Origin of the sequence: Flavobacterium ajazii (assembly GCF_010614725.1) — a bacterium.
GTDB classification, from domain to species: Bacteria; Bacteroidota; Bacteroidia; order Flavobacteriales; family Flavobacteriaceae; genus Flavobacterium; species Flavobacterium ajazii.
Window position 1 is genome coordinate 101,375 of record NZ_JAAEHL010000009.1, and the last position, 25,667, is coordinate 127,041.

Annotated in this window: 15 protein-coding genes and 1 tRNA gene; 10 read left to right on the forward strand and 6 right to left on the reverse strand. The window is 34.7% G+C overall.

The features are described from left to right. Window positions 1-27 precede the first annotated feature (27 nt). From nagB to GWR14_RS16680, 5 genes are all read right to left on the reverse strand, one after another. Entirely contained in the window at window positions 28-1,956 is a 1,929-nt protein-coding gene (gene nagB, locus GWR14_RS16660; RefSeq protein ID WP_163410210.1) for a glucosamine-6-phosphate deaminase, read from the reverse strand. A 35-nt stretch (window positions 1,957-1,991) separates the two neighbouring features. After that, a complete protein-coding gene (locus GWR14_RS16665) occupies window positions 1,992-3,374 on the reverse strand; it encodes a sugar MFS transporter (RefSeq protein ID WP_246236336.1) in 1,383 nt (460 codons plus the stop codon). An 80-nt stretch (window positions 3,375-3,454) separates the two neighbouring features. Next, window positions 3,455-4,378 (reverse strand): NAD-dependent epimerase/dehydratase family protein, encoded by a 924-nt coding sequence (locus tag GWR14_RS16670; RefSeq protein ID WP_163410211.1) that lies wholly within the window; start codon window positions 4,376-4,378, stop codon window positions 3,455-3,457. Window positions 4,379-4,399: 21 nt separating this feature from the next. Next, the gene (locus tag GWR14_RS16675) at window positions 4,400-5,272 is read right to left on the reverse strand and encodes a sugar phosphate nucleotidyltransferase (RefSeq protein ID WP_163410212.1); all 873 of its coding nucleotides are present in this window, start codon (window positions 5,270-5,272) and stop codon (window positions 4,400-4,402) included. Window positions 5,273-5,298: 26 nt separating this feature from the next. Beyond that, entirely contained in the window at window positions 5,299-6,375 is a 1,077-nt protein-coding gene (locus GWR14_RS16680) for a mevalonate kinase family protein (protein WP_163410213.1), read from the reverse strand. A 413-nt stretch (window positions 6,376-6,788) separates the two neighbouring features. On the opposite strand from GWR14_RS16680, the gene GWR14_RS16685 reads away from it, so the two are divergent. Further along, the gene (locus tag GWR14_RS16685) at window positions 6,789-7,829 is read left to right on the forward strand and encodes a LacI family DNA-binding transcriptional regulator (RefSeq protein ID WP_163410214.1); all 1,041 of its coding nucleotides are present in this window, start codon (window positions 6,789-6,791) and stop codon (window positions 7,827-7,829) included. 5 nt (window positions 7,830-7,834) lie between these two features. Here GWR14_RS16685 and GWR14_RS16690 read toward each other — a convergent pair whose 3' ends face one another. Then, entirely contained in the window at window positions 7,835-8,485 is a 651-nt protein-coding gene (locus GWR14_RS16690) for a sugar-binding protein (protein WP_163410215.1), read from the reverse strand. A 368-nt stretch (window positions 8,486-8,853) separates the two neighbouring features. On the opposite strand from GWR14_RS16690, the gene glmM reads away from it, so the two are divergent. From glmM to GWR14_RS16735, 9 genes are all read left to right on the forward strand, one after another. After that, the gene (glmM, locus tag GWR14_RS16695; RefSeq protein WP_163410216.1) at window positions 8,854-10,227 is read left to right on the forward strand and encodes a phosphoglucosamine mutase; all 1,374 of its coding nucleotides are present in this window, start codon (window positions 8,854-8,856) and stop codon (window positions 10,225-10,227) included. 439 nt (window positions 10,228-10,666) lie between these two features. Continuing rightward, a tRNA-Glu gene (locus GWR14_RS16700) sits at window positions 10,667-10,738 on the forward strand. A 296-nt stretch (window positions 10,739-11,034) separates the two neighbouring features. Continuing rightward, entirely contained in the window at window positions 11,035-11,580 is a 546-nt protein-coding gene (locus tag GWR14_RS16705) for an RNA polymerase sigma factor (protein WP_163410217.1), read from the forward strand. Window positions 11,581-11,657: 77 nt separating this feature from the next. Further along, window positions 11,658-12,716 carry a FecR family protein gene (locus GWR14_RS16710; protein WP_163410218.1) on the forward strand — a complete coding sequence of 353 codons (1,059 nt, stop codon included), beginning with the start codon at window positions 11,658-11,660 and terminating at the stop codon, window positions 12,714-12,716. Window positions 12,717-12,877: 161 nt separating this feature from the next. Then, complete coding sequence (locus tag GWR14_RS16715; RefSeq protein ID WP_163410219.1) at window positions 12,878-16,456, forward strand: SusC/RagA family TonB-linked outer membrane protein; 3,579 nt, start codon at window positions 12,878-12,880, stop codon at window positions 16,454-16,456. Window positions 16,457-16,474: 18 nt separating this feature from the next. Next, window positions 16,475-17,830, forward strand: a complete 1,356-nt coding sequence (locus tag GWR14_RS16720) for a RagB/SusD family nutrient uptake outer membrane protein (RefSeq protein ID WP_163410220.1) — start codon at window positions 16,475-16,477, stop codon at window positions 17,828-17,830. Window positions 17,831-17,840: 10 nt separating this feature from the next. After that, window positions 17,841-19,817 (forward strand): TlpA family protein disulfide reductase, encoded by a 1,977-nt coding sequence (locus tag GWR14_RS16725; RefSeq protein ID WP_163410221.1) that lies wholly within the window; start codon window positions 17,841-17,843, stop codon window positions 19,815-19,817. 24 nt (window positions 19,818-19,841) lie between these two features. Then, complete coding sequence (locus GWR14_RS16730) at window positions 19,842-22,439, forward strand: alpha/beta hydrolase family protein (RefSeq protein WP_163410222.1); 2,598 nt, start codon at window positions 19,842-19,844, stop codon at window positions 22,437-22,439. A gap of 279 nt (window positions 22,440-22,718) precedes the next feature. Beyond that, the gene (locus GWR14_RS16735) at window positions 22,719-25,514 is read left to right on the forward strand and encodes a M16 family metallopeptidase (RefSeq protein ID WP_163410223.1); all 2,796 of its coding nucleotides are present in this window, start codon (window positions 22,719-22,721) and stop codon (window positions 25,512-25,514) included. Window positions 25,515-25,667: the final 153 nt, after the last annotated feature.

Sequence of the window (25,667 nt, forward strand, 5' to 3'; positions counted from 1 at the left end):
TTTGGGGCAAAATAAGATTTCTTTACACTAATATTCCCATCGTACAAAAGCTTCCATGGCCGCATAAGTAGCAAGTCCGAGCTGTTTGTAAAAATGTGCTGTTTCACTATTTCTGTCTTCGGCTCGCTGCCAAAATTCCCTTGCATCTGAACCCTGAAACACAACACCGTCTTTTTGAGACTGGTGCTTAAATATTCCGTGTCTTTTTGCTAAAACCTGATCAGGACTCATAGGAACGGCCATTTCTATTTCGTCAATGCCCCACTCCTGCCATGCTCCTCTGTATAGCCAAACCCAGCAGTCTTTCATAAAATCTTTTGGTTTAAGATTTTTTACAGCTTCAAAAATAGCATCCAGACAGACTTTATGTGTTCCGTGCGGATCTGCCAAGTCTCCTGCAGCATAAATTTGATGTGGTTTGATTTTTTCGATTAAATCCATTGTTAACTGAATATCTTCCTGACCAATCGGATTTTTTTCAATCTTACCGGTTTCATAAAAAGGAAGTTCCATAAAATGAATTTGTTCGTCCGGTAAACCAACAAAATGACTTGTAGCACGGGCTTCTCCTTTTCGGATTAATCCTTTTATATATCGTACTTCCGGAATATCAATTTCGCTTGCTTTTTTGTTCTTTAAAAAAGCTAATGCTTTTTTATAAATCGTTTCGGCTTCTTCGCTTTTAATTCCAAATTTATCATTGTAATCGCAGACAAAACTTGCAAATCGTAACGCTTCATCATCAGCAACGGCAATGTTCCCGGACGTTTGATACGCCACATGCACTTCATGCCCCTGCTCCTGCAATCTCATAAAAGTACCTCCCATACTAATAATATCGTCATCAGGATGCGGGCTAAAAATCAACACTCTCTTTCTTGAAGGCTCCGCTCTTTCTGGTCTGTGTGAATCATCTGCATTGGGTTTACCTCCAGGCCATCCCGTAATAGTATTCTGTAACTGATTGAATATTTTAATGTTGATGTCGTATGCAGGACCCGAATCTGCAAGCAAATCACTCATACCGTTTTCGATATAATCAGCATCTGTAAGCATCAAAATTGGCTTTTTCAAATCAAGGGCAAGTCCTAAAACGGCTTTTCGGATTAATTTATCTGTCCAGACAATTTTCTCCACGAGCCATGGTCTGTTGATTCGGGTAAGTTTTGAGGAAGCTTCTTTATCCAAAACAAAAACAGCGTCGTCATGCTCCTGCAAAAATGAAGCAGGGATTTGATTGGTTACTTCACCCTCTACGGATTTTTTAATAATACCTGATTTTCCTTCTCCCCAGGCCATTAAAATAACTCGTTTTGCTTCCATTATCTTTTTTACTCCAAGTGTAATAGCTGTTCTTGGCGTATTGCTTAATCCTGAAAAATCACCGCTTGCAGCAACTCTCGTAATGTGATCTAAAGCCACCAGACGTGTTTTTGAATTCTGCAAAGATCCTGATTCATTAAATCCGATATGACCGTTACCTCCAATTCCTAAAATCTGCAAATCAATTCCGCCCAAAGCTTCAATTTTCGCTTCATAATCAGCGCAATAATCCGCAATTTCTTCTTTAGATAAAGTTCCGTCCGGAATATGAATGTTTTCAGGCAAAATATCAACCTGATTAAACAATAACTCCTTCATAAAACGCACGTAGCTGTTTATAGAATCGGGTTCCATAGGGTAATATTCATCCAGATTGAATGAGACTACATTTTTAAAACTCAGACCTTCTTCTTTATGCAGACGTACTAATTCAGCGTATAAACCTTTTGGTGAAGAACCTGTTGCCAAACCTAAAACACATAATTCATTCTTTTTTTGTTTGGATTGAATCAGTGCTGCTATTTCTTTTGCAACCGATACAGAAGCAGCAGTTGAGTTTTCAAAAACTACTGTATTGATGTTCTCGAATCGCTTTTCAAATCCTGTAGATTTGTCTATATTACTTTTTAACATTGTAAGTTAATTTTAAATTTTTATTTATTGTGAATCTACGCTCTGGACCAACTGGTAATTTTATGTCCTTTTTGGGCGAAGAAGATAATCATTAAATAAGCGGGCAAAAGCATTAAATACGCTATCTGGTTTCCGGTTTTTTCTGTTGTTAAAATGTGTTCAGTTCCATTTGCCAGATTGATACTTTCTGCTAAAAGTCCGTATAATAATGGAAATATTGCTCCGCCAATGATCGCCATAATTAATATTGCACCGCCAATTTTGGTGTGTCCACCTAAATTCTGAAGCGCCAATGGCCAGATTGCCGGCCAGCAAAGCGCATTGGCAAGTCCAAACAGGGCGACCAAAATAATTATCAAAGGCAAATCCGGTAATAAAGGTAATTGAATGATAATTCCAGGAGATAAAGAAACTATTAAGATTACCAAAACAACTCCCAAAATACCTGAAATTTTTAATGCCATAACCTGAGATAAGTATTTTGGTATTAAGGTAATTCCGACAATATAACCTACCAGCATTGCGGTCATGGTAAATGAGGTCAGGTTAAGATAGAAATCACCGTTTTCTCCGTAAACTCCCAGCTGTTTTCCAAAAGTTCCAATGGTATCGCCTGCAATAACCTCGGCTGCGACATATAACATAAGGGTTAATGCGCCTAAAACAAGCTGTGGATATTTTGATGCGCTTTTAATTTGTTTGTAAATACTTAAATCGGCAACATGACCATCTTCATCTAAATCTATTTCAGGAAGAGGGGAAAATTTCGCTAAAACTGCCAAAATCAAAATCACAATTCCCATGTAGATATAAGGTGTCTGCAATTGAAGTGCAAGTGCATCCAGTGTATTTGATTTGGCAACTGTATCAAGCAACGCTATTTTTTCCTTTGTGTACTGTTTCATATTCGACAATACCAAAGTGGTCAGGACTAACGGAGCTATAAATCCTGCCAGTTTATTAGCAATTCCCAAAACGCTAATCCTTGCTGCGGCACTTTCTCTTGGGCCAATTACAACCACATACGGATTAGCAGCGGTTTGCAAAATAGCCAACCCCGTACCCATAATAAACAAGGCAATCAAAAACAAAAGAAAGGTTCTGGTTTCTGCGGCCGGATAAAACATAAATGCCCCAATGGCAATTACAATTAATCCGAGTGAAATACCATTTTTGTAACCTGTTTTTTCTATAATCCACGAAGATGGAATGGCCATTACAAAATAAGCAATGTAAAAGGCAAAAGTTACAAAATAGGCTTGTGATCCGGTTAAATCACAGGCAATTTCAAAAAATGGAATTAACGGCCCATTGAGCCAGGTAACGAATCCTAAAATAAAAAATAATAGGGTCAGAATTGCCATAGGGATTAAAACATTACCCTGACTTTTTTCTAGTGTGTTTTGAGTTTGTGCCATTTGTTCAATAAAGTATTAATCCTGTAAATCTATTCTTTTTGAAAATATCAAATCTATCTGATGAATCAAATCATCCGTTTTTATTTTAACAATTCCTGATGGTAAAAGGCGATGGTTTCTTCTAAAGCAGTTTCGATAGAATGACCCGGTTTAAATCCTAAGTCATTAAATTTTGACGGATCTGCTTTTGAATGTTTAATATCTCCCGAGCGCTCTTCCAGAAACTCAATCTGCGATTTAGAATTTGTAATTTTAATTATTTTTTCTGCCAATTCTAAAATAGAAGTACTGTATCCCAAAGCAACATTATACGTTTCACTTCCTGTTTGAGATGCCAGAATATTTGCTTTTACAACATCTTTCACATAAATAAAATCCCTTGTTTGAGAACCGTCACCGTATATTGTTAGCGGTTCATTTTGAAGTGCTTTATTGATAAAAATAGGCACTGCCGCCGCATACGCCGACTGAGGATTTTGTCTTGGTCCGAAAACATTAAAATAGCGTAGAGAAGTAGTGGGAACATTCCATTGATCCTGATACATTTTCAGATAAAATTCGCCATCTAATTTTGTAATGGCATAAGGAGTCATCGGTTCCGGAATCATACTTTCTACTTTAGGTAAAACCGGATTATTTCCATAATTAGCAGCCGAAGAAGAAAGTACCACCTTACAGCCGTTATTTTTTCTTGCAGCCTCCAGAATATTAATTGTTCCGATGGTGTTAATGTCAATGCATTCGTCTAAACGCAATAACGATTCAGGAACACTAACTAAAGCTGCCAGATGAAAAATACCGCTCGTTCCCTCTACCAACTCTTCTACAAGATTTTTATCCCTTATGTCTCCATGAACAAACTGAACATTCAGCCCGTTGAGATTTTTTTCGAATCCGGTTCTTAAACTATCCAGCACAATTACTTCATGCCCTTCACCGGATAGCTGTTCTGCAATATGACTTCCTATAAATCCCGCACCTCCTGTGATTACATATTTTTTCATTTCGTTTTCAGTTAAAAATTATTAATTCCACTCTAAAACCGGGAAATGTTTTTTCAGATAAGCCTTTACTTCTACAATATCCTCTTTTGCCGTTAAGTCCGGAACATGTTCAGAAAACGGAATTCCTAATGCCGTATTCGGAAAATCCTGTAATAAATTCAATAGCACGGTTGGTAATTCTTTTTCGTCTCTTTCAGGATGAACAGGGCAATTTTTAAGATAAGGATATAAAGATTCCCCTTTAAACTTAAAGGCGTTCATGCTTACCCTGATTTTACCTTCGGCATCTTTAAAAGATTCTACAACAGCAGCTTCGGGTTTTTCTACAATATCCAGAAGAAAGTTGTCCTTATTCAATTCTGCAACTGCAAAGCGAGAAATACGCTCAGAAGGAAATTCCATTGCATCACGGTCATAGCTTATAAATGCATTAGGACTATCTGTTTTACGAAGGGCGTACAACGCTTCCGGTGAATATAAATTATCACTATTGCAAACCGAATAAAATTGAGAATTCAATTCAGGATATTGTTCTACAGCCTGAAACAATGCATCAGCAGTTCCAAATGGCTTTACCCTTCCTTCAGGAATATACTGAACGGCAAATGAAACATTCAGACCATGAAAATCATTGTCATTGTCTTTACTTCCATAAAAAGATTTGAATAAATCTCCCTGCTCTCCTATGATGATATAGATGTTTTTGTAGCCCGCTTTTTTGGCATTTACTAAAAGATAATCCATCAGTGGTCTTCCGTTAGGTCCTACTCCTATCAGCCCTTTGCTTCTTTCGTTGGCCTGAGCAATTTCTTCCGGGCTCAGATTATCTACTTCAGCGGGCTTTTTCATTCTTGAAGAAGCACCTCCTGCTAAAATTACTAAATTGTCATGCATACTCTTTTTTTTAAATTTTAAATAATCTATACTATTCTCGCTCCCGGATCCACATTTACGGCGTAAGCTGCAACAGCTCCCGCTGCCAGCATTGCATCTGCAACCTGTGATTCTTTGCCTGGTTCAGCCATTGCTACAATACTGCCTCCGCCTCCTGAACCCACTATTTTGGCTCCGTAAGCACCGGCTTTTAATGCTGCATCAATCATCGCATCAATTCTTGGAACTGTAATTTTTAATAAATCCCTTAAAACAGCATGATGACCATTCATTAACTCCCCTATCTTTTTTAAATCAAGAGAAGCTTTTTGAAATTCTTTCAGAGCCAGTTTCGTATAATGGTGATTTTTAACGGCTGCTTCAAAATAAGGAATCAGTCTGTCCGGCAAAAAGTTGGAATACTTTTTTAGATCTTCGATTTCGGCAGTATTCAAGTCAAAACTTTTATCATTTTGTTTTACCAAATCAATAGATAGCAGTGCATTGTTTTTTAATTCGCCAATTAATCCGATAGTTTCCTTTGGAACTCCCGACACGCCTGTAACAAGGCCATTCAGCTCTTTTCCAATCACTGTAACAGCAAAAGGATTTACGGTATTTATGTAAACCACATTTCCAACACCAATACTATAATGGTCCATCATCCCTCCCGGCTCACCGTGTTCAACAACTTCAGACAAATACCCCATTTTAGAAATAAATTCAGGAGTCACTTCTTCATCAACTCCATAAGCTTCGATCAAAAAATTGATCCATGCCAGTAACAAAGCCGATGAACTCGACGTTCCCGAATTGATTGGAATATTTCCGGTTATATTGATATCGTATCCAACATTTGGAATACAGCCATACCTTCTGAGCACTCTTAATGAAGAGGCAAAATAATCTCTGGGGGTTAGTTCAGGAAAAGTTTCATCAATACTAATAATTCTCTCTTCATTAATATCAACCATATTTAATTTGAAAACACCGGTATTATTTTGTACTGCTGTCAGCCTTATGTCCCTGTCAATTGCACACGCAATAACAGGTAGTCCGAGATAATCCTGATGGTCACCAAACAAACATGTCCTCCCCGGTGCTAATGATATAATTTTTTTCACTTATTAAACTTTTAAAACATTATTAAACAACAACTTACAATAACAACCAACATTAAAAACCTAAAGCTTTTTTAGATTTCATAATGCGAAACTATAGATTTAATTTTACTAAAGCAAGGAAAATACACAAAAATGTGCTCGAACACACTAATTTTATGTTCTCGAGCACAAAAAAAACTTCGAAAAGCAAAAAAAAAGCCGTATTATTGAAAATTATTTTACTAATTGTCTCAAAATATTAAACCAAAACTCAAATTCTCTTTCATCCCTCAAATAAATCGCTATTTAAAATTGTACACCTTAGATTTTCCGAACAAAACCAATAAAAATCTATAAGGTAAAACATAGTAAGTAATCTAAATTGAGAGAATTTGCAAAAATGAATAAACCAAACTTTTATATATTTGTGTGTTATGGATAAAAAACTTACAATAAAAGATATTGCTCAATTGGCTGGTGTTTCTAAAGGAACAGTTGACAGAGTTTTACATAAAAGAGGTAAAGTTTCTCAAAAAGCGCTGGACAGTATTAATGCTGTATTAGAACAAATAGATTATGAACCCAACCTGATTGCAAGAAATCTTAAAAACAATAAGATTTATTCTATCTGCGTCGTACTTCCAAATCCGGAATCTGATTCTTATTGGCAGCCGTGTATAAAAGGAATAGAACAGGCTAAAAAAGAATTTAAAGCATTCAATTTATCAATTAGTTCCTATTACTTTGATCCAGAAGACACTGAATCGTTTATAGCTGTAAACAAAAACGTTTTGAGTTTAGCTCCGGATGCCGTTTTACTGGCTCCGTTATTTTATAAAGAAGCGCTGGAAGCTGTCGAAAAATATACCGAACAGGATATATTAGTTAATACTTTTAATAATCAGCTGGAATCTGAAGAAATTAGAAATTTTGTGGGCCAGGATTTACACCAAAGTGGAAGGGTTGCAGCGAAATTAATTGATTCTATTGCCCAAAAGGGACAAATAGCCATTGTTCATTTTGATGAAAAATTCAAGAATGCCGTTCACATGCAGGAAAAGGAAAAAGGGTTTCGAAATTATTTTAGTCAAAAGGGGAATTCAGATTACGAAATCACTACTTTAAAACTAAAGAGAAAAAACTACGAGACAAAATTCGAAGACTTTCTTAAAGAAAATGGTAATCTAAAAGGTATATTTATCACTACTTCAAAAGCGTATCAAATAGCCGAAATTATTGAAAAAACCAAAAAAGATGATATCTCGCTTATCGGTTATGACTTATTGGACAAAAATATAGCTTTCCTAAATCTGGGCACAATTGATTTCCTGATCAATCAAAATCCTAAACAGCAGGTTTATTTAGGATTAAGCTTTTTAGTAGATCATTTTATTTTTGGAAAAGAAATTAACCACTCGGCACTTTTACCAATAGATATTGTGAATTCTGAAAATGCGAGCTATTATATGGAATAACCTATTTAGTCCATTAGATCGAACACCCCAAAAGAAGATGCTGTATGAAAATTTGGGGTTTCCGTTTCGGGGTTAATCCAGGTAATCCAGACAGGCTCAAAATTGGTATTATCCTTAGAATTGTATTTGGCCCTAAAAACACCTGTTTCTATTTTATTGTCTTTAATCAAATTTAATTTGTTTAAAGAATCTACACTAATAGCCCCTTCTACAATAAAACTACTTTCGCTTTTTGATGATTTAACCATAATATCATCCTTTGGCCAATTCCAGTTAAAATCGAATTTTTTATTTGGATAAGCTATAAAATCCATTATTCTTGCCTGAGTATCAATCTCTAAACAGTAGTATGGATTTAATGTCTCATCGGGTCTGAAAAAAAGCTCAACCCTATCAGAGTTATTGATACTGTCCGCTGTATCATCTGTTTTGTCAATATGAATTTGCGCATCAAAAACAGTAAAACAAAAAAAGAAATGGATTCCATCCCATAAAGCCCTAAATTCAATTTTAGAAGGTTCCTGTGAATCCCATGGAGAAATGAAATTCGTTAAAACTTCTGATCTCCCCCAGGCAGCACTCTCCCCTTTTCCTGTAATTTTTAATTCGCCATTCTCAATAAGACGTACTTTATAAGTATTACTTTCCTTTTCCATAATGCCCATTTTATTCTATAGAATTCTATGTTGATTTATATTTCACAAATATAGTGTGCTCGAGAACATTTTTAGTACAATTCCTTGTTTTTTTTATAGTGTCTCGTTATTTTTGCCTCTTAAAAAGCTAAAAAACATAGTATTTAAAAATTTAAACCACTAATAATAAGTGTGTTAAATGAAATTATTTGGTTTTTAATTTTATTACAGGCTCTTGTTTTTTTTCAAAAAGTTTAAAATCTTCTTTCCGATTTAAAATTTACTTTAAACAGAAAGAAATAATTTAAAAACAGCGCAACATAATCATCGACAACAACAACATCAATAACCAGCAAACACAATTTATTTTAATTCAAAAATTACAAATCATGACTTTAATAAAATCCATCTCGGGAATAAGAGGAACCATTGGCGGAGCTTCAGGAAATGGCTTTACACCAAACGACATTGTGTCTTTTACAGCAGCTTTTGGTTATTGGCTGAAAACAAAAGACACAGCAACCAAAAAAATAGTAATTGGCCGTGATGCCCGAATTTCGGGAGAAACAGTTTCTAAAATTGTAAGCGGTACTTTGCAGCTGATGGGACTGGATGTTGTTGATTTAGGATTGTCTACCACTCCAACCGTAGAAATGGCAGTAGTTGCCGAAAAAGCCCTTGGCGGTGTCATATTAACAGCCAGCCATAATCCGAAAGAATGGAATGCTTTAAAATTATTGAACGAAAAAGGCGAATTTATTTCAGCCAAAGATATAACCTTCATTTTAGAAAGCATAGAAGCTGAAGATTATCAGTATGCCGATGTAGATAATTTAGGCAGTTACACCATAAACAATGATTATTTCAATTATCATATTGAAACTATTAAAGACTTGCCTCTGATTAACACTGAAGCAATCAGTAAAAGAAAATTTAAAGTCGCTGTTGATGCGGTCAATTCAACCGGAGGAATTGCGGTTCCTATGCTATTAAACAGTCTGGGAATTGATCAAATTGAATTATTGCATTGTGATCCTACAGGTAAATTTGCACATAATCCAGAGCCGCTTACAGAAAACCTGACCGATTTAATCAAAAAAATGAAGGAAGGCAATTTTGATATTGGTATTGCCGTAGATCCTGATGTAGACAGATTGGTTGTAATTTGTGAAAACGGTGAACCCTTTAATGAAGAATATACTTTGGTAGCTGTTTCGGATTATGTTTTATCTCACCAAAAAGGAAATACGGTTTCTAACTTATCCTCTACCCGTGCTCTAAAGGATATTACGGAAGCACGAGGCGGAAAATATTACAGTGCTGCTGTTGGAGAAGTAAATGTTGTCGAAAAAATGAAGGAAGTGAATGCCATAATTGGCGGTGAAGGAAACGGCGGCGTGATCTATCCTGAACTACATTATGGAAGGGATGCTTTAGTTGGAATCGGATTTTTATTAAGCTATATGGCTGAATCAGGTCTTTCATTATCAGCACTGAAAGACAAATTTCCGTTGTATTTTATGTACAAACACAAAATAGATCTTCCGGACAATTTATCTATGGAAACCATTTTGGAAAAAGTATTGAATAAATATTCCAATTACACAATTAACACTATAGACGGTATCAAAATCGAAATGGACAACAGCTGGGTTCATCTGAGAAAATCGAATACAGAGGCTATTTTACGTGTTTATTCAGAAGCTAATACTTTTGACCAAGCTAAAGCAATTGCTTTAGAAATTAGTGATTTGGTGGTTTGATTTTTTTAGTTATTCTCAGAATAGTCACGTAGAATTAAAGTCTAAAAGCTTCAGAGAAAATCTGAAGCTTTTTTATTTTATGAATCCGGCAAAAATTGCAGATATAAAGTCAAAAAATATTGTTCAATACCAAAGTTTTTGGATAAAAAATATCGAAAAAAAGCCATAAAAATAAAAGAATATTCTTTCAAAAAGAATATTCTTTAAAATTTTTATTTTTTTTTCGTTTTATAAAAAAGAAAAAAACTTCCCTGGCTCTTTTTCTCATGCAAAAAACAACAAATTATTAATCAATCCAATACATCTTAAAAAAACGTAATTCATTAACATTTTTTCATTTCTAAAAATGATATTCTCAGGATAATCGAAACAGTTTATTGAAAAAATAATTTTGTCTATTCTAAAATTAATTGCACCTTTGCACCACAATAACAAAGCAGGTCCGTTCGTCTATCGGTTAGGACGCCAGGTTTTCATCCTGGTAAGGGGGGTTCGATTCCCCCACGGACTACTTACTAAGACAAAAGCTTCAGAGAAATCTGAAGCTTTTTTGTTTAGATTATATCACAAAGAGCTTAACCTGCAACATTGATTTAAAATTCAATTCAAAAGAAAAAACATAAATAGCGGTTACAAGCCACACAGCAGTACATTAAGACTTTTTCAATAAGTTGAATTTAACAAAATAATCGCCATTATTTCCCCCAAAATCTTCAAAATGATATGAAATATTCGAAAGATTCTCCAATTGACTGATAAAAGTCATAGATTTGCCATTAAATACCAATAAGCAATTTTATTCCTTAAATGGAGAATACCACAGAAGATATTTTATTATGGCAACAGATCAAAAAAGGCGACATTAACGCCTTTGAAAAGCTGTATGATATCTATGCTGATGTTCTGCTTACTTTTGCTTTACAATATACTAACGAAGAATCTTTTGCCAAAGATGCTATTCATGATGTCTTTCTTGACATTTATAAGTATCGAACAGGTCTTGCCGAAAGTGTAAACGTAAAATCTTATCTCTTTAAAATTACGCAGCGAAATGTTTTAAAAAAACACAAAGCTTCACAGAAAATATTCTCTTTAAGCACTGATTACGATTCTGTTATATTAAAAGAACTTTCTTTTGAAGAAATTTTAATCGAAGAAGAAAACACACTGGAGCGGAATTCAAAACTGGCTTTTGCCATGGAAGAACTTACCGAAAAACAGCGTACAGCCTTATTCTACAGATTCAATGAAGACAAACCTTATGAAGAAATTGCTTCAATTTTAGACATCTCTGTCGAATCTTCCAGAACACTGATATACAGATGTTTGAAAGAACTTCGAAAAAAACTTTAAAAAAACGTTATTTTTTTGTCTATGTTTTTGACTTTAGGTTCTCTAAGTAATTATAGAGAATCTAAAAGAAAAATATTTTGTACCCAAATTTCAAAATTTTACCAAAAGAAACCAAAGCAGATTTAAAAGCAAAAATTGCAGAAAGTATTGCTTTGGAAAAGAAACGAACCCGACGTAAAAAGCTTTATGTGTTTTCATCGAGTGCTGCAGCTGTATTTTGCCTGTTTTTTGGACTTGTCACAATTTTTAAGCAAAAGTCACAGTCAGTAGAAATAAATGCGATTGAGGAGTTTGCAAAGAATACTGCTAATGAAGGTTCTTTTGAAAAAAGCAACAAAGTTCAATTAGTACTGTCAAATCAGGAGGCTGTAACGGTTGGAGACAGTACAACAATTGCTTATGATGCTTCAGGAAATAAAATTAATGTAAACAACAAACAGATTCAACAGGAAATTTCTAAAAAATCTCAATACAATACAGTTTTAGTTCCTTACGGCAAACGAGCACAGCTTAGCCTCGCAGACGGAACTCAGGTTTGGCTTAATTCAGGATCTAAGTTAATTTATCCGACTTCTTTTGATGCCGAAACCAGAGAAGTATTTTTAGAAGGGGAAGGAATTTTTGATGTATCGCATAATGTTACAAAACCATTCTTTGTAAGAGCTGCCAATAATTATAGTGTACGTGTACTGGGAACGCTTTTTAATGTGAGTTGTTATGCAAAAGATGCAAAAGTTTCTACTGCCCTGTTAAGAGGAAAAGTAAAAGTTGCATATGCTAAAAAAGGCTTTTTTAAGACCGATAGCATTCAGACCATTCTTAAACCTGGAATGATTGCATCTTTAGACAAAAAAAGAGAAACAATCAAAACAATTGCGCAGGATGTAGAACCTTTATTTTCCTGGAGAAAAGGATATTATGAATTTTCAGAAGAAAGACTTCCATCAGTATTGGAAAAGTTAACCCGATATTACAATGTTGATTTTGTTTTGAATAAAAAAATAAGCCCGAACGAAACCTATTCCGGGGCTTTTAAACTGAATGATGATTTAGATAAAGTAGTTGAAACATTAGAAGCTACAACAGGTTTTGAATTCGTTTATAACGAAGCCGCCAGAGAAATAACTATTAACTAATATTAACGACAAAAAAACATAAATGCCTATGATTTAAATGAAAATTTGAAATAAACTAACATAACCCTACCAAAAACAAAAAAACCAAAAGATGCTGGAACATCTTTTGGCTATGTGAAATTTTAATTGCAGATGCAATTATTGATAACTAAAACAAAATTATGAATAAAAATCATGATAAAGGCTTTCTATTGCCTAAAAAAATCATCAACCTTACTTTTATTTTTTTTATGAGAGTATTCATTTTATCACTGTATTTAGGAATAACCAGTATTTATGCTCACAGTGTAGAAGCGCAAAATGAAATATCGGTAAAAGTACAGGGAGCTTCTCTGAAAACCCTTTTTACTACAATTCAGCAAAAAAGCGATTACGTCTTTTTTTATAATGATGATTTGCTGAATACCTCTAAAAAAGTGAGTATAAATCAATACAGTACTGTTCCGGAAATTTTAAATACAGCTTTAGCTAATACAGGCTTGACTTATACCATTATTGACAAGCAGATTGTAATTAAAAAAAGTAAAATTAAAACTTTATCAAACGAGCTGGAACCATATGAAATTAAAGGAACAGTAACCGATAAAAAAGGAAATCGTTTAATTGGGGTAAATGTTTTATTGGTAGGTACTCAAATTTGGGATGTAACCCGCGAAAAAGGGGATTACAGAATTGAAGTAATTGCTACAGACTCTCTTAGATTTTCCTATTTAGGATATAAAACCAAAACACTGGCTGTTAAGGATAAAAAAGTGTTAAATGTAATATTGGAGCCTCAGGTTGAATTATTGAAAGATTTAGTTGTTGTAGCTTCAAACGGATATACAGATTTACCTAAAGAAAGAGCTACGGGATCATTTGGAGTTATTGGAGCGAAAGAACTGGCAGAAGTTCCAACCGTAGATATTCAGTCAAGAATTGAAGGGAAGATGGCTGGTGTAAAAGTAGATCCAAGAACAGGTTCTATAACGGTAAGAGGAACGAATAACTACAGTGGTTCGGGTAATCCTCTAATTGTGGTTGATGGTTTTCCGCAGACAGAAGCTTTTGCATTTAGTAAGAGAGGTGTGCCGGGATCATCTATTTTAAGTTATATGAATCCGGATGATGTAGAAAGTATCACGGTTTTAAAAGATGCAGCAGCTGCTGCAATTTGGGGATCTGCCGCTGCTAATGGTGTGATTGTGGTAGTCACTAAAAAAGGTAAAAGAGGTGAACCAGTAATCAGTTTCAATACTACTACTACTATTGGTGAGAAAATGGATTTGAGTAAACTTCGTGTTATGAACACAGCTCAATATGTTGATTATGAGAAAGATTTAGTAAGTGGCGGGTTTATTGTAGATAATATTAATAGTTCGATTAGTTCGGGTTATGCAAAAAATCCAAGTGCAGCTCAGGAAATTATGTTCAGACAGCAAAGAGGTCAAATTTCCTTGTCAGAGCGCGATCAGTTATTAGATCAGTTGTCACAAAACGATAATTTGGGGCAGATTAACAGATATTTGTTAAAAAATTCACTGACAACACAATATGATTTGTCTATTAATGGAGGAACAGATAAAAGCACATATTATTTTTCTTTAGGCTACAATAATGATCAGGCAGCTATGAGAAGTAACGATTCTCAGTCTTATAATCTGACACTTAATAATACGTTTCAGCTTAAGAGTTTTTTAAAATTAAATACGGGTGTAAACTACGTAAATTCAACTTTTCAGGTAAACAATACAGCAAATGAAGCATTATCTAATGTTTCGGATTTTGCTTTGCGTCCGTATGATATGATTGCTGATGAAAACGGAAATGGTATTGACCGTTATATTATTTTCAGGCCTGAAGTAGCTCAAAGCTACGAAGCAAAAGGATATTTGCCATGGACGTACAATTATTTAGATGAGTTAAACTATTCTAATGTAGTAACAAAAGGGAACAATATAAGATTGAATGCCAGTTTGACAGCTACAGCTACCAAATGGTTAAATTTTGAGATCTCTGGTATGTATACCGCAATAGGAAATAAAACCAATTCGCTAAGTGAATTAGACAGTTATTATACACGAAACATGATTAATCTGGCTACTTCTGTTAGTTCGGCTGGTAAATTAGTTTACGGAATACCGGTAGGATCATATTTGTATAATACTCTATCAAATAGTGAATCTGTAAACATGCGTTTCCAAACCAATATCAATAAGAACTTTAATGATAATAACAGCCTTCACTTTTTGGCCGGTGCTGAAACCAGAGATATAAAAGCAGAAGGATCCAGCCAAAGATATTATGGGTATAACTTAGACACAAATTCTTCCATAACAGTAAATCCAACAACCTATTACACGACTATTTATGGATGGCAAAGTATTATCGGTAGTTCCGATAACAGCATCAGTAAATCCCACGTGAGAAATTTATCTTATTATGGATTAGGCTCTTATGATTTCATGAACAAATATCATATATCTGGAAGCGCACGTTTTGATGATGCCAATATAATTGGAGCTTCAAGAAGTGAGAGAGCAAAACCTTTTTGGTCTGTAGGAGGGAAATGGGATATTAACAAAGAATTTTTCTTAAGAAATGTTAACTGGCTAAATGACCTTGCATTGAGAGTTACTTATGGAGCAGGGGGAAGTACACCAACAGCAGGATTTGGTAGCACAAAACCGATTATAAGTGTAGGGTCAGTAGATTACAATACAAATTTACCAACTGCTTCTATTTCTATACCGCAAAATCCAAAAATGACATGGGAGAGAACCAAAACATTAAACTTTGGTTTAGATTATGGTTTCTTTAATAATCGTTTACGTGGTTCTTTTGAATTTTATAAAAAGAAATCAGATAATATTATAGCCAATGTACCATTTAATCCAACTTACGGATGGTCTTATCTGAATTATAATGCAGCTTCATTAAAAGGACATGGTATTGATGCTACTTTGTCCGGAGTAATAGTGAACTCAGGTTTTAAATGGAACAGTACTTTTAATTTTGCATATAATACTAATGAAGTTACAGATTCGCGTTATAAAGTGACAACAACCAATCAGTATTTAAGCGGGGGAGCAATGCTTGGAGAATCAATAGGAACAGTATATGCTTACAATTGGGCTGGTTTAGATGCTACAGGTCAGTCAACCGTTTATAAAAAAGACGGAACAATTATAAATGCATCTCAGGGTATAACAAATATTGATAAAGATGATTTGAAAAAAATGGGAAATACATTTGCTCCTTATTTCGGAGGATTAATGAATGATTTTTCATACAATAATTTCAGATTAGGCGTTCAGATTACGTATTATGCTGGTCACGTATTTAGAAATCCGGTTCTGCAAAACTATCCTTCTTATTCAGGAGTTCAGTATGGTGCAGTAGCTAAAGATGAATTGATTGCACAAAGATGGAGACAAGCCGGAGATGAAGCGAATACAAATGTACCAGGGCTTACTAATATTAGTTACAATAGTTTAAACCGTTATCAAATGGCAGATATTAATGTGCTTCCTGCAGACAACATCAGATTACAGCAAATTTCATTAGGTTATAATGTTCCAAATAAATGGATAGAGAATACTTTTATTAAGTCATTGAGTTTCAATTTTGCGGCAAGAAACTTAGGTCTGTTATGGGTTAAAAATGATTTAGGTATTGATCCTCAATACTTATCAAGCAATAACTATAATACACTTCCGCCTCAACGTAATTATACTTTACAGTTTAATTGTAGTTTTTAATTTAAAAAAATAAGACTTATGAAATTTCTAAAATTCACATTATATATATTTCTTCCGGTACTTTTATTAAACTCATGCCGAGATTATGTTGAAGTAGAACCGGTTGGTAACAGCAGAGTTTTAAAATATACTTCTGACTACAGAGGGCTTGCAAATAATTACAGCAGTATGACTGCATCAGGAGGTGTCTATCTTCTGGCAAATGCCGATGTTGAATTCCCAACCACTTACCAAAGTAGTGTTAGTACTATTTGGGGAAACAGCTACACCTGGAAGGAGACAATCTATGATGTCTCACAAGGAGATAGTGACTGGATAAATTTGTATAAAACAGTTTATTACAGTAATGTAATTCTTGACGGCGTAATGAGTAGTGAAAAAGGAACTGAAGCAGAAAAGAAAGAAATTTATGCCGAGGCCTTTGTACACAGAGCTTTTGCTTATCTGCAATTGGTTAATACTTATGGCCCACAGTTTAATCCTGCGTCTGATAACTCAGAAAAAGCAGTTCCGTTGTTATTAAAACCATTATTGTATTCTTCACTAGAAAGAAATACGGTTGGAGAAGTTTACGATCAGATTATTTCTGATTTAAAAAATGCTTTAGCAAATAATATTCAGGATACTCCGGATTTCAATGTACTCCCTTCTAAAAAAGCAGTTTATGCATTATTAGCAAGAACTTATTTATTGATGGGGCAATATGATTTGAGTCTTGAAAATGCACAAAAAGCATTAGCTATGCAAAATACCTTAATTGATTTAAAAGGATTGGCATCTGCCTATAGCTATCCAGTTTTACTTCAGAATCAAGAAGTTATATTTTCAAAAACGCTTTTACTTACCTATAATGGCGCACCATTGGCACAGGACTTATTAAACAGTTATAGCGCCGATGATCTTCGATATAATTATTATACAGCAGCAGGAACTAGTTTTTACCCGAGTTATACTGGAAGAGGATTTGGAATTTACACGTATAGCTACACAAACGGAATTAATATCGGAGTTTCGGTTCCTGAGATGTATCTGATTCTTGCTGAATGTTATGCCCGTGCCGGAAATACGCAGAGTGCTATTGATAATCTTAATATTCTTAGAGCCAAAAGATATAAGACAGGAACGGTATATGCTGTATCTGCTTCTACAAGTAAAGAAGCTTTAGATTTAGTTTTATTAGAAAGACAAAAAGAGTTTATCGGTAGAGGATTCCGTTGGTTTGATCAGCGAAGATTGAATTTGGATCCGCTTTATCAAAAAACGTATACTAGAGTTTTTAAAGGAGAAACTTATACTCTTGAACCAAACAGTGATGGATATGTATTTCCAATTCACCAAAATTACATCGATTTAAACCCGGAATTGGGTAATTAAAACACACACAATGTTTACAAAAATTAAGAATATCAAATTACTGGTATTGGCGTTTTGCGCCTTTACCTTACAGGTTACAAGTCAGGAAATAAAGTCCAGATTAACAGGTATGGTGGATATCCCCGTACCTGGAATGACTTTCAGTATGACTTATGATGCAAAAGGAGGACCTCTTGAGAACGTTAAAGACATCAAAGGATATGCCTATGTTTTCAATGACTACAGATGGGAAACCGAAGACATCAAAATGAAAAAAAATGGCGCTGTTTACAGCGCCGATTTTACAGTTCCAAAAAACTGTGCTTTTATGGCTTTCAAATTTTACGGCAATACCGAAAATGGTTTAGTAACCGACACGAATCAGGATACGGGCTATATGCTTGTTGCTTTTAAAGAACCAAAAGTAAAAATGCCGGGAGCAGATTTGGCTTGGGCGACTTTTAGAAACAAAGATTTTAACGGTCAGTTTGGTGGTTACTTCAAAGATTTTTCTATTGATGGAGATGCTACAGAATATTGGTTAAAAAAAGAAGTAAAAGATAACGGAAACAGATTTCCTGAGTTTTTTGACACGTATTTCGATGTATTGAAAAAACAAAAACCTGAAAAGTTTCAGGAATTGGGTAGCAAATTTTTAGCAGACTTTACAAAGAATATGAAAGGACTTCCTGAAGAAGTGTACACAAAAGTGCATCATATTTATTTGTTTGATCTAAAAAATAAAACAAAGGCGGATTCTCTTGAAGCGGTAATCGAAAAACAATTTCCAAAAGGAAGCCACGTAAGATTCAAAGCATATCAAAAAATCATGCCGATTCAGGATGCTGCGGAAAGAAATAAAGTAATCACACAGTTCTTAGCCGATTTTCCATACAATTCTGAAGTACCGCCACACCAAAAATATTTTTATGATAATATCGTAAAAATGCAGTTTGGTTACTATTTTGAAACTAAAGATTATAAAAGCATTTTGGCAATGATTCCAACAATGAATTTTGCTAATCTAAACGATGCTTACCATCAGAATATTTCTAAAGCTTTGTACTTAAAAACGGTAGACGCTGCAACTATAGAAACTATGGCCGTACCAATAATTAAGCAGATGCAGGAAAAAGTAAACGATCTGTCTTATATGCAGGGAATTTACTGGTCTCCAAATCAAGCAACAGAAAACGCAAAAAATCAGCTGAACAATGAGCTGGTGATTCAGATTCGTATGTACGATATGCTGAAAAAATACAAAGAAGTTCTAGAAACTTTTGATTTACTGCCATTTCAAAAACGTTACGAAAAAGCAAGTGTAAACGATATTTATGTAAGAGCTTTAGAAGCTTTAAACAAACCAACTGCTGATGTTTTAAAAAATGCTGCAAGAGCCAATACCTTATCAGAAGGTGCAACGGCTAAGCTGAAAGAAATCTATTTAAAAGAAGGTAAAAAAGAAGCTGATTTTCCTGCTTATTTAGAGCAATTGAAAAAAGAAAACAAAGCGGAAGAAAAAATCGCCTTGATTGATATCGCAGCTCCTGCAATCAAAGTACAATCAGCTGACGGAAAAACAAAAGACCTGGCTTTAAACAGCGGAAAAATCATCGTAATTGATTTTTGGGCAACCTGGTGCGGGCCTTGTAAAAAAGCTTTTCCAGCGATGCAGCAATTGGTAAACAACTTCAAAGATGACAAACAAGTTGAAGTGTATTTTATCAGCACGCAGGAAACTAAAGAAGGCTATAAAAAAGAAGCTTTGGCTTATCTAAAAGAAAAAGGTTTAAAAATCAATACGTACTTTGATTTGGTTAAAAAAGGTGGCGGAACCAATAATGCTTCTTTTACCAGCTATGCTCAGATCTTTAAATCAAGCGGAATCCCAAGAAAAGTGGTGATTAAAGACGGGAAAATCCGTTTTACATCTGAAGGATATTCTGGAAACCCAGGACAATTAGTTGACGAACTTACAGGTGTCATCAATGCTTTGAAAAACGAATAATTGCTTTTGGAAAATCAAAAAAATATGAAAAAAATAGTTTTGCTATGTACACTCGCTTTGAGTGTGCATAGTTTATCTGCACAGAAAAAAGCAGTAGACGAATCGGCATACCAATCATGGCAAAGAATTAATAGTAAGTCTATTTCTTATAATGGAAAATGGATTTCGTACAGCACTGTTTTTCAGGATGAAGAAAAAGAAAACAAAAAACAAATCATTATTCAGGAAGCTCCAAAAGGAAAACGTTTGGTTCTGGAAAATATCAATGATCTAAAATTCATCGGGAAAAAAGACTGGATTCAGTACAGTAAAAATGACAGCACACTGCTTCAAAATTTAAAAACAGGAGTTAAAAAACTTTGGAAAAGCAAGCATTACACCAATCCGCTTGAAGGAACGGATTTCCTGTATTACACACGTCCGGAAACTCCAAAAGGAGCAATCTTTTTACAGCGTTTGGTTTGTTATAATTTAGAAAGCAATGACAGTACTTTTGTAAGCAACATTAAGTCTTCTCGTTTTTTAAAGAACAAATCGATTGTGTATGTTCAGATTGAAAAAGATCAAATTTTCCTAAAACACGGAGCAATCGGTGGCAAACAAGAAACAGTCTACAGCGGAAAAGCATCCGATTTTGGAGATTTTCAATTAAACGACAAAGAAAACGGCGGTACTTTTACTTTAAAAGGTGCAAACAGCGCTGATTTCAACATGGTTTATTACTTCAATCTGAACACTAATTCTACCAAAGTTTTATTCAATTATGATGATATTGCTTTAAACGATTCAAATTTCTCAATTTCAAGAGTAGCCTATTCCATCAATGAAAATAGTAATTTAATTTCGTTGGTAGTAAACTCTAATAAACGTCCTGAAAACACACAGATTCCAAAATCGAATATTGAAATCTGGAAGTATAATCAAGGAACTATGGAACGCAGACAAGAGTTATTAAGAAGTTCTAAAACACTTCCAAGCGAGCCAAAATTTCTTTATGACATCCAAAACAAAAAAGTAATCAAAGTAGCTGCTACTGGCGAATTTGATCAAGTAATTATTCCTGAATCAGGAAATTCTAAAGGTGTTTTTGCAGTTGACAAAAAACCTTATACTGTAGAAGTTGACTGGACTTTTAATGAACGTAGCGATATTTATTGGATTGAACTTGCTACAGGAAAAGCCACAAAAGTACTATCAGGTGTTTTTGGCGGTTTAAACTGTAATCCACAAGGAAGCTTTGCCGTTTTTTATGATGAAAGTCAAAAAAAATGGTTTGTGTTTGATTCTTCTTCTCTGAAATTTAAAAACATTAGCGACCAGATTCCTTATCCGGTTTCTAATCATAATGTAGATATGGCAAATCTAAACACGCAATACGGAATTGCAGGCTGGCTCAACAATGGAAACACTGTTGTTTTGTATGATCAATTTGATTTGTGGGCAATCGATTTAACCAATCAAAAACCTGCATATACAATAACTCAGGGATATGGAAGAAAAAACAATGTGGAATTACGTTACAGTGAAACTGGATTTATTGGCAACTTAGACCAGAAAAAAGAAATCACTTTAATTGGTTTTGATTTTGAACATAAATCTAAAGGAATTTACAAGTTAGTAAACAATAATTCGGTAACTAAGGTTTTTGCCAACCCAAATTACAATGTGCGAATTGAAGCGCTTTCAGGAGATAAATCTTCTGTTTTATTTATAAAAGAAAGCTATACTACTTATCCCGATTTATGGTGGGGAACTTCTAGTTTTGGCTCACAATCGAAAATGACAGACATTAATCCGCAGCAAAAAGACTATGCTTGGGGAACTTCAAAAGTTTTAACTTGGAAAAGCTACAGCGGAAAAGAAAATCAAGGAAACCTTTATCTTCCAGACAACTACGATAGTAAAAAAACATATCCAGTAATTGTTCATTTCTATGAAAAACATACTGAAGATTTTAATGTTTATCAACAGCCTGAAGTAAGCTCTGCCAACATTGATATTCCAACATTTGTAAGTAGAGGTTATATTGTTTTTCAACCCGATGTGCATTACGTTTATGGCGAAGTTGGAAATAGCACTTACAATGACGTTATAAGCGGTGTTGAATATCTAATCTCACAAGGTATTACAGAAAAAGGGAAAATTGGAATTCAAGGACATAGTTTTGGAGGTTACGAAACTTCTTTTTTAACTACTAAAACCGATATTTTTACTTGTGCTATTGTCGCTTCAGGAGTAAGCAACTTTACAGCCAATTACCCAATTATGAGATCTAATGGTATTTCGACTATGTTTAAATATGAAGCAGATCAATTGCGTATGGGAAGTGCTATGCATGAAAACCTTGACGGCTACATCAAAAATTCGCCTCTTTTTGGAGCGAAAAATATAAAAACACCAATTTTGATTTTCCATAATGATAATGACCGTGCGGTTCCTTATCAAGAAGGACAATCACTATTCTTTGCACTCCGTCGTTTAGGAAAACCTGCTTACTTGCTAAACTATAAAAAAGAAGGGCATAGTTTGGACAATCCCGAAAACAGAAAAGACTGGACACTCAAAATGCAGCAGTATTTTGATTACTACTTAAAAGGTGCCGCAAAACCAGACTGGATGTAATTTAATTAAAATTATAAAACACATAGAAACATAGATTTTTTTCTCTTTTTCACTTGAGAACAAAGAAGAAGCTAGCTTCCATACATAGTCCCAATGGCTATCGGGAATGTGAATTAATGTAAGTGAAAAACCTTTTTTAGGTCTGCTAACTATGTTTCTATGTGTTTAAAAAAACTGTTATTTGAAGGTTTCTCATAAAACCTTCAAATGAACAGCAAGGGCTTCTTATACCCTATTCCAACTAAAATTCAATCAAAAAAAGAACAATAACTATCAACAATGAAAACAAAATTAATTTTAGCGCATTTACTGTTTTTGGGATTAACCCAGGTTTCTGCGCAGTTTAAAACTACTTTTCCGTTACCCAAAGAAGTCGCACACGGAACGCTTCCAAACGGAATGCAGTATTTTATCATGCACAACGAATGGCCAAAAGACAGAGCCGATTTCTATTTTGTTCAAAATGTAGGAGCTATTTTAGAAAATGATGATCAAGACGGATTAGCGCATTTTCTGGAACACATGGCTTTTAACGGAACTGAACATTTTAAAGGAAAAGGAATCATCAATATGCTGGAAAAGCAAGGTGTTTCTTTTGGAAAAGACATCAATGCTTACACGGCTTATGACGAAACCGTTTACAACATCAGCAATGTTCCTGCAGACAATAAAACTTTGCTGGATTCCTGCATGTATGTATTACACGATTGGTCAGGTTCGCTGCTTTTAGCGAATAACGAAATTGATGCCGAAAGAGGCGTAATTCGTGAAGAATGGCGTACTAGAAGAAACGCAGATTACCGAGCTGGAGAAAAAATTGATAAAGTCGTTTTTCAAGGTTCTAAATATGCTAAACGAAATGTAATTGGTGACTTGAATGTCATCAATAATTTCAAATATCAGGTTTTAAGAGATTATTATAAAAAGTGGTATCAACCGCAAAATCAGGCTGTCGTTATTGTGGGGGATATCGACGTAGCTTTAATCGAAAAACGTGTTAAAGAGATTTTCGGTTCGATACCGACCCCAAAGAAAATCAACAAAAGAGAATACGAAAAAATTCCGGTACAGAAAGAAAACCGTTATGTGCTGGCAACTGACAAAGAATTACAGCGTTCGGGAATTTCACTTTCGTACACTATGCCAAAACCTTTAGTGCAAGACGAAGCCGAAATGACGAAAAGCATGCAGGAAAGTCTTGCGATGCAGTTAATGAATACTCGTTTTGGAGAATACATCATCAACAATGAAACGGCAGGTTTATCTTTTGGTGTTAGAAATGATAATCTTTCAAGATTAGACAGCAAGTTTTCATTGTACATCACACCTAAAAAAGGTAAATTCTTAGAAGCTTTTTCGGAAGCCTACAAAGAATACGAAAGAGCCATTCAAAACGGATTTACACAGCAGGAATTAGATCGTTTGAAAACCAAAATGCGCAGCAATTATGATAATCGTTTAGCGAATAAAGACAAAATCAGCAACGGATACTGGGCAGAACAATTACAGATGTATTTCTTAGAAGCCAATCCGGTAATGACTTTAGATCAGGAATACAAATGGATGAACGATTTTCTAAGTAAAGTTACTTTGGAACAAGTTAACAGCGCTTTTAGAGCTTTAGAACCAAAACAAAACTTAATCTTATCGGTTTCTGCTCCAGAAGATGCAGCAACGAAATTTCCAGAAGCAAATGACTATTGGAATGCAATGAAAACCATTTCAACCAGCAAATTGGAACCGTACAAAGAAGAAGAATTAACTGCTTCTTTAGTTAAAGAACAGCTGACAGAAAAAGCGATTGCAAAAAACAGCGACATTAAAGCTTTCGCCAATGCGAAACAATATACTTTGGCAAACGGAGCAAAAGTGATTATTTACCCAACGACACTGAGCAAAGACCAGATTTTGTTTTCTGCTTACAGCGCAGGAGGAAATTCTTTGGCAGATTGGCAGGATCTTCCATCAGCACAAATTGCAACGGCCGCTGCGGCTTACTCTGGTTTGGGTGATTATAAGTTTACCGATTTAAAAAAGAAACTGGCAGGTAAAACGGCCAGCGTGAGTCCATATATTGGAGGTTTATACGAAGGTTTTAACGGAAGCAGCAATAAAGAATCTTTAACGACATTATTACAGTTGACTTACCTTTATTTCCAGCATCCAAGATTTGATACGACTACTTTTGATAAGATAAAAGAGCAATACCAAAACAAATTAAACAACGCTCACAACAGCAACGAAAAAGCATTAAGCGATACTATTTCGGTTTTAAACACCAATTACAGCAAACGTAACTGGTTATTGAATCAAGATTTCATCAATGCTTTTGATTTGAATAAAGCCAAGAAATTCTACACCGAACGTTTTTCTAATGCCGGAGATTTCACTTTCTTATTCGTTGGAAACATCTCTGAAAAAGATATTGCAGTAATCAATACCTATTTAGGCAATCTTCCGTCAACTCCAAAAACAGAAAAATATGTTGATCATAAAATTTTCATGAAAGACGGAAAGATAGAAAAAACGATCTTCAGAACGATGGATACGCCAAAAACAACGGTTTATCTTCATTTAGAAAACAAAGATGTTACGTATTCTAAAAAGAACAAAATCTTAAGTTATATGATCTCAGAATGGCTGACTAAACGCTACTTAGAAACCATTCGTGAAGAAGAAGGCGGCAGTTACGGAGTGCAGGTTGGAGCCGATTTATCGCAGTCTCCATCTCCATTATTCTCTTTAGAAATCAATTTTGATTGTAATCCTGACAAAGCCGATGCATTGGTAAAAATTGTTCACGCAGAATTGGCAAGGGTACAAACCGAAAACATTCCAACGAATATGCTGGAAGACATTAAACAATCGATTATCAAGAATTATCAGGAGCAGATCAAAGAGAACAGTTACTGGCTAAGCCTTCTTACAGCTTATGTTCGTAACGACGAAACACCTCTTGATATGGAACTTCTTAAAAATACATTGAGCACCATCACTGCAAAAGATTTAAAAGAATTTACTGTAAATGCTTTAAAGAAATCAAACAGCGTACAGGTGCTTATGAAAGCAAAATAAGATTTTTTATAAACCTGTTCAGGATTATAATTTTCTTATTGATTTTTTATTTTTATTTTAATTAGTTTTTAAAGGCTGTCTATTCTGGGCAGCCTTTATTATGAATTTGCCATCCGAGCGATAGCGAACAGGCAAAGTAAATCATCACAAATA

Bases quoted from the DNA above. Each gene is read 5' to 3' on its own strand.
- GWR14_RS16730 (WP_163410222.1), top strand. From the start codon at position 19,842: ATGAAAAAAATAGTTTTGCTATGTACACTCGCTTTGAGTGTGCATAGT.
- glmM (WP_163410216.1), top strand. From the start codon at position 8,854: ATGACTTTAATAAAATCCATCTCGGGAATAAGAGGAACCATTGGCGGA.
- GWR14_RS16665 (WP_246236336.1), bottom strand. From the start codon at position 3,374: ATGGCACAAACTCAAAACACACTAGAAAAAAGTCAGGGTAATGTTTTA.
- GWR14_RS16670 (WP_163410211.1), bottom strand. From the start codon at position 4,378: ATGAAAAAATATGTAATCACAGGAGGTGCGGGATTTATAGGAAGTCAT.
- GWR14_RS16690 (WP_163410215.1), bottom strand. From the start codon at position 8,485: ATGGAAAAGGAAAGTAATACTTATAAAGTACGTCTTATTGAGAATGGC.
- GWR14_RS16675 (WP_163410212.1), bottom strand. From the start codon at position 5,272: ATGCATGACAATTTAGTAATTTTAGCAGGAGGTGCTTCTTCAAGAATG.
- GWR14_RS16725 (WP_163410221.1), top strand. From the start codon at position 17,841: ATGTTTACAAAAATTAAGAATATCAAATTACTGGTATTGGCGTTTTGC.
- GWR14_RS16715 (WP_163410219.1), top strand. From the start codon at position 12,878: ATGAATAAAAATCATGATAAAGGCTTTCTATTGCCTAAAAAAATCATC.
- GWR14_RS16705 (WP_163410217.1), top strand. From the start codon at position 11,035: ATGGAGAATACCACAGAAGATATTTTATTATGGCAACAGATCAAAAAA.
- GWR14_RS16720 (WP_163410220.1), top strand. From the start codon at position 16,475: ATGAAATTTCTAAAATTCACATTATATATATTTCTTCCGGTACTTTTA.
- GWR14_RS16685 (WP_163410214.1), top strand. From the start codon at position 6,789: ATGGATAAAAAACTTACAATAAAAGATATTGCTCAATTGGCTGGTGTT.
- GWR14_RS16735 (WP_163410223.1), top strand. From the start codon at position 22,719: ATGAAAACAAAATTAATTTTAGCGCATTTACTGTTTTTGGGATTAACC.
- nagB (WP_163410210.1), bottom strand. From the start codon at position 1,956: ATGTTAAAAAGTAATATAGACAAATCTACAGGATTTGAAAAGCGATTC.